Source organism: Myxococcus vastator (assembly GCF_010894475.1).
Taxonomy (GTDB): domain Bacteria; phylum Myxococcota; class Myxococcia; order Myxococcales; family Myxococcaceae; genus Myxococcus; species Myxococcus vastator.
The window spans coordinates 1-5,454 of record NZ_JAAIYB010000524.1 but is presented as its reverse complement, the minus strand read 5'-3'; the positions used below and the strand labels follow the sequence as shown (position 1 = coordinate 5,454).

General features: G+C 72.2%; 4 protein-coding genes and 1 pseudogene. 4 read left to right on the top strand and 1 reads right to left on the bottom strand.

Translation table 11 applies throughout. The annotated features are described in order from the left end of the window. Positions 1-7 precede the first annotated feature (7 nt). Positions 8-1,849 (top strand): SPFH domain-containing protein, encoded by a 1,842-nt coding sequence (locus tag G4D87_RS33005; protein ID WP_240358809.1) that lies wholly within the window; start codon positions 8-10, stop codon positions 1,847-1,849. Positions 1,850-1,908: 59 nt separating this feature from the next. Then, positions 1,909-3,351, top strand: coding sequence for a protein-disulfide reductase DsbD family protein (locus G4D87_RS33000; RefSeq protein ID WP_163786658.1), 1,443 nt, complete (start codon positions 1,909-1,911; stop codon positions 3,349-3,351). A 19-nt stretch (positions 3,352-3,370) separates the two neighbouring features. On the opposite strand, the gene G4D87_RS32995 is transcribed toward G4D87_RS33000, so the two are convergent. Beyond that, a complete protein-coding gene (locus tag G4D87_RS32995) occupies positions 3,371-3,799 on the bottom strand; it encodes a thiol-disulfide oxidoreductase DCC family protein (RefSeq protein WP_163786657.1) in 429 nt (142 codons plus the stop codon). 125 nt (positions 3,800-3,924) lie between these two features. Here G4D87_RS32995 and G4D87_RS32990 point away from each other — a divergent pair, with 125 nt between their 5' ends. Both G4D87_RS32990 and G4D87_RS32985 read left to right on the top strand, forming a co-directional pair. After that, complete coding sequence (locus tag G4D87_RS32990) at positions 3,925-4,824, top strand: VanW family protein (protein WP_240358808.1); 900 nt, start codon at positions 3,925-3,927, stop codon at positions 4,822-4,824. Beyond that, positions 4,821-5,454: pseudogene (locus tag G4D87_RS32985) on the top strand (hypothetical protein); the annotation flags it as partial. The gene G4D87_RS32990 and the pseudogene G4D87_RS32985, both read left to right, overlap by 4 nt.

Sequence of the window (5,454 nt, the reverse complement as noted above, 5' to 3'; positions counted from 1 at the left end):
GGCCCACCTGGTCCGCATGGACGGGGGGGGCGGAGGGGGCGGCGGCAAGCTGGAGCAGCCGCGCTACGTGGATGGCTGGCGCGCCGGCAAGCCCACGGAGGACCCGGAGAAGATGAAGCGCTGGGGGCTCGTCACGGCGCGGCCCAGCGAGTTCCTGGTCCACATGCGGCGCGGCCGGGTGCGCGAGGTCAGCGGCCAGGGGGCGAGCTGCTTCAAGCTGCCGGGGGACTCGGTGGCCATCGTCCCCACCAGCATCCAGCGGCTCCAGTTCACCGCGGACCAGGTGACGCACGAGAAGGTGGGCGTGCAGGTGACGGGGCTGGCGGTGTACCGGATTTCGGACCCGCTGGTGGCCTTCCGCATGCTCAACTTCTCCTTCCCGGAGCGCGCGCAGGAGAAGCTGGCGGAGCTGCTGCGGGAGATGTTCGTCGGCGCCGCGCGGCGGCTGGTGGCGAACATGTCCGTGGAGGAGTGCCTCTCCAAGCGCAAGGAGGGCATCGCCGCGGAGCTGGTGCGCGAAATCGCGCCGGTGCTTTCGGGCCGGGGTCGCCTGGAGGACCAGACGGACACAGGCTGGGGCGTCCTCCTGGACACGATTGAAATCCAGGACGTGCGCGTCCTGTCCTCCACCGTCTTCGCCAACATGCAGGCGCGCTTCCGCCATGAGCAGGAGCGGCAGGCGCGCGAGGCGGAGCTGGCCAAGGAGCGCTTCGTCCACCGCGAGGAGACGGAGGCCGAGCGGCAGCTGAGCCTCCAGCGGCTGGCGGCCGAGGAGGAGGTGCGCCAGAAGAAGCAGACGGCGGAGGAGCTGGCCCGGCTGGAGGCGCTGGCGGTGGAGGCGCGCGTGGCCGAGGCGAAGCTCGGCCAGGAGCGCACGCTGAAGCAGGAGCAGGCCACCGTGGAGCGCGAGGTGGCGCTGGCGAAGCTGGCCGCCGAGCAGGAGGTGCGCCAGAAGAAGCAGGTGGCCGACGAACAGGCGAAGCTGGACGCGCTGTCCGCGGAGTCCCGCCTGGCCGACGCGAAAATCGTCTCCGAGCGGGCGCTGGCCGTCAGCCGGGCGCAGGTGGAGATGGAGAAGCTCCAGCGCGAACAGGACGCGGAGGTCGCGCGCCAGCGCGTGGCCCTGGAGACACTCAAGCGCGAGCAGGACACGGAGGCCGGGCGCGCGAAGCTGGAGCTGGAGAAGCTGAAGCTGGCGCAGGAGTCCGAGGCCGCGCAGGCGAAAGTCGAGCTGGTGCGGCTCCAGCGCGCGCAGGAGGCGGAGAACGCCAAGGCGCAGATGGAGCTGGCGCGGCAGCAGCGTGAGCAGGAGCTGGAGCTGTCACGCCAGCGGCACGAGCAGGAGGTGGCGCTGGCGAAGCTGCGCCGCGAACAGGAGGAGGCCGGCGCCAAGGCCCAGCTGGAGCTGGAGCGCCTGCGCCGTGAGCACGAGCAGGCCACCGCGTGGCACGAGGTGCAGATGGCCGCGCACCAGCAGGAGGCCGAGCGGCTCCACGCGGAGCTCCAGGTGGTGCAGGCCCGCCGGTCCATCGTGGAGACGGAGGTGGTCATCGCCGAGCTGAGCGTGCGCAAGGACCAGGCGCAGCAGGAGCTGGAGCTGGGCAAGGCGCGCGCGCTGCGCGACATCGAGAACAGCGTCAGCGCGGAGGTCATCCAGATGACCCTGGCGCAGCAGCTCCCCCAGGTGGCCGCGGCCTTCCAGCAGAAGATGGGCGAGGTGCACGTCACCGCGGTGGATGGGGCCAACCCGTTCGGTTACATCGCCGCGGCGGTGGAGGGCGTCATGGGCCTGGCGCGCTCCGCCGGACTGAAGACGCCTGCTTCCCCGCTTGCTTCTCCTGCGCAGTAGCCCGGGGCCCCGGGCCTTCGTATACAAGGGGGGGCCTGGGACCACGGAGCCACGCGCGCATGGATGCGAAGAAGCTTGGAGTGATGGCGGTGCTGGCCGGGGTGGCGGTGGCCGTGGTGCCATGGCTGCTGCCCACGGGCCCCAACGCCAACCTGGATGCGGCCCGGTTCCTCGAATCCGGCAGCCTCGCGGTGGGGGCGGCGGTGGTGTTCGCGGGAGGGTTGCTCACCGCGCTGACGCCGTGTGTCTATCCGCTCATCCCCATCACCGTGTCCGTCTTCGGCGCGCGCAAGACGGAGGGCCGGGGCCGCGCGCTGCTTCTGACGTCCTCCTACATCGTGGGCATGGGCGTGGTGTTCAGCGCGCTGGGCGTGCTGGCGGCGAAGACGGGCCAGGCGTTCGGGTCGATGCTGGGGCACCCGGCGGTGGTGACGGGCCTGGCGGTGTTCCTGCTGCTGCTGGCCACGTCCATGTTCGGCGCGTTCGAGCTGGCGCTGCCGTCATCCTTCCAGACGAAGCTCAACGCCGTGGGCGGCGCGGGCGTGGCGGGCGCGTTCCTGATGGGCAGCGTGTCCGGCTTCCTGGCGGCGCCGTGCACCGGCCCGGTGCTGACGGGCCTGCTGGCCTTCGTGGCGAAGTCGGCGAATACGACACTGGGCGCGTCGCTGCTGTTCGTCTACGCGCTGGGCATCGGCGTGCCGTTCTTCCTCATCGGCGTCTTCACCGTGCGGCTGCCTCGCGGCGGCGTGTGGATGGAGTGGGTGAAGAGCGTCTTGGGCATCATGCTGGTGGCCCTGGCCTTCAGCTACCTCAAGGACGCCTTCCCCTGGGCGCGGGACGTGGTGAAGGGCATGGGCCTGCTGGTGGGCCGGGTTCCGGGGGCCGTCATCGCCGCGCTGCTGGTGGCGGTGGGCGTGGTCCTGGGCGCGGTGCACCGCTCGTTCAAGGAAGGCGCGCGGGAGTTCTCGTTCAAGGCGCTGGGCGTGGCGCTCGTCGTCGCGGCGCTGGTGCTGCGCGGCGGCGCGCTGGACGCGGGGCCGGTGGGAACGCTGTGGGTGGGGCTGGGGCTCGCCGAGCCGCCGCGTGCTCCGTCCTGGCAGTGGCACCACGTCATGCCGGAGAAGCAGGCCACCTTCTCCCCCGAGGCCTTCGACCAGGTGCTCGCGCAGGCGAAGGCGGAGGGCCGGCCGGTGCTCATCGACTTCTTCGCGGACTGGTGTGCGGCCTGCAAGGAGCTGGACCGCGACACCTACCCCGCACAGGAGGTCATCTCCCAGGCCGACGCGGGGCGCTTCCTCAACATCAAGATTGACGCGACGAACAGCGAGGACGCGCTGGACGCGCTGCTGGAGCGCTTCGGCGTGGAGGGCCTGCCCACCGTGGCGTTCATCTCGCCGGAGGGCAAGGTGCTCACCCAGCCCCGCGTGACGGGCTTCCTGGCGCCCAGCCCCTTCGCCACGGAGATGCAGAAGGCGCGCTGCACGGACGCCAACGCCTGCTGATTCGGCGGGCGACGCCTGGCTACGGCGCGGCCTCCGGGAGGAAGCGGGCTCGCAGCTCGGGCGTGGGGATGCGGCACTGGGCCTCACGCCCGAACCAGCGGTAGCGGTTGCGCGCGATGATTCGGTAGACGAGGTCGCGCAGCGGCCGGGGCACCACGATGAAGGCGTAGAGAAACCGCCACGGCCCCTTCAGCATCCGCGCGACGCGGAGCGCTGCCGTGGACCGCTCATACAGCTTGCCGCCCTGCAGGAGGACGAAGCTGTCCGGTTCCTCCTTGGGCACGACGCCGTGCGGCGCCAGCAGCGCGGCGGCCCGCTGGGACTGCAGCGCCGTGAAGCGGATGCGCGCGTCCGGGTCCCGGTCGATGATGAAGAGGACCGTGCCGTTGCACAGGTTGCACACGCCGTCGAAGAGGACCACGGTGTCCAGGGGCTGGGCGCGGGTCATGATGCGGCAAGTCTAACAGCCCGCGCCGTCGGGTGACGCCGAAGCGGCGGGAGGGCCGGACAAGTGGCCCCGCAGCCGCGCCCCTCGCTTCCTTCCCTGGCGCCGCCCTTGCACAATGTTCGGACATGCCCACGCCCGCCATCGCTCCCCGGCTCCTGGAGTTGTCCGCCCCCGCCCTGCTGTGGAGGCGGAGCAAGCAGTTGATGCTCCAGGCGAACCGTCTGGCGCGGTGGTCCGCGACCCCGGAGCGCTGGCCGCGCCCGCTCCTGGCGCCCATGCATGAGAAGGGCGTGCTGCTTGGCTCGCACACGGTGAATCTGCTGCGCGCGGACGAGGACGCGGACCCCGTGCTCGAAGCGGGCAAGCAGCACAACGTGCGTCTGGCGGCGCCGGCCTTCGATGGCCTCCTCCTCGCTCCGGACAGGCCCCTCTCTTTCTGGCGCACGCTGGGCCGGCTGACGGCGCGCAAGGGTTACCGGCATGGGCTGGCGCTGAGCGGCGGCTGTCTCACCCCGTCCATCGGCGGCGGCATCTGCCTGCTGGCCAACGCGCTCTTCGAGTTCGCCGCGCGTCAGGGCTGGCACATCCTGGAGCGCTGGGGGCACACGATGGAGGCGGTGCCTCCTCCGCCGGGCGCGTTGTGGGGAATGGATGCCACGGTGGCCTGGCCCTATGTGGACCTGGTGGTGGCGCCGCGTGAGGGCCCGGTGCGGCTCGGAGCGCGCGTCTCGGATGGGAAGCTGCGGCTCTCCATCCACGGGGCGGATGCCCCCCGGACGCGCTCACGGTTCTGGTCCGAGGACGAGTCCCTTCTCGAACTCCCCGAGGGAACCCTGCGCATCAACCGCGTCGTGCGCCGCGTCGAAGACACCGGCTCTGGCGCCGTGCTGGAGGAGCGCACCATCGCCGAGAACCGGCGACGCCTGCTGAACCCCGAGGCGCGGAAGCGGACGTGCCTGACGTGCGGGGAGACCGCCTGCCACGCCCGCGTCGAGGTTCCGCTGACGGAGGTCCGGGCTCCATGAACCTGGTGCTCGCACCGGAGCCCGCCCCCTGGCTCTCTCACCTCGCAGCGCTGCTCACGCGCGAGGCGGAGGTGCTGGCCCCCTGGGCGCTGCCGCGACTGCCCGCTTGGGGCCCCGTTCCCACCCGCCTGCGCCACGCCTGGACCCGCCGGACGCTGCCGGTGCCCGAGGGCTTCCGCGTCTGGGGCCTGCCGGGCTGGGCGGCGGTGGAGGCGGGGATGCGCGTCGCGGTGCGCTCGACGGCGGCGACCTTCCAGGCCCGCTTCACCCTGCGCAGGCGGTGGGCGCAGGCGGCCTCGGCGCTGCTCCCGGCGTCGGTGGAGACGGTGCTCGCGCCCGCGCTCTGTGCCCGGGAGGTCTTCGCGGTGGCCCGCCGCCGCGGCGCGCGCTGCGTGTTGGTGGAGGACCTGCCCTCCTTGAGGGAGCTGCACGCGGACCTGGACGCCGCCGCCGCGCGGCACCCGGAGGAGGCCTTCCTTCGCAACCACCGCGCCTCCGCGGAGGACGTCGCGCGGCAGGAGGCGGAGCGAGTCCTCGCGGATGAAATCTGGGTGCGAGGCGAGCTCGCCTTCGAGCGGCTGCGGCTGGCCGGACATGCCCCGGAGAAGCTCCGCAGGCTGCACGTCCCCC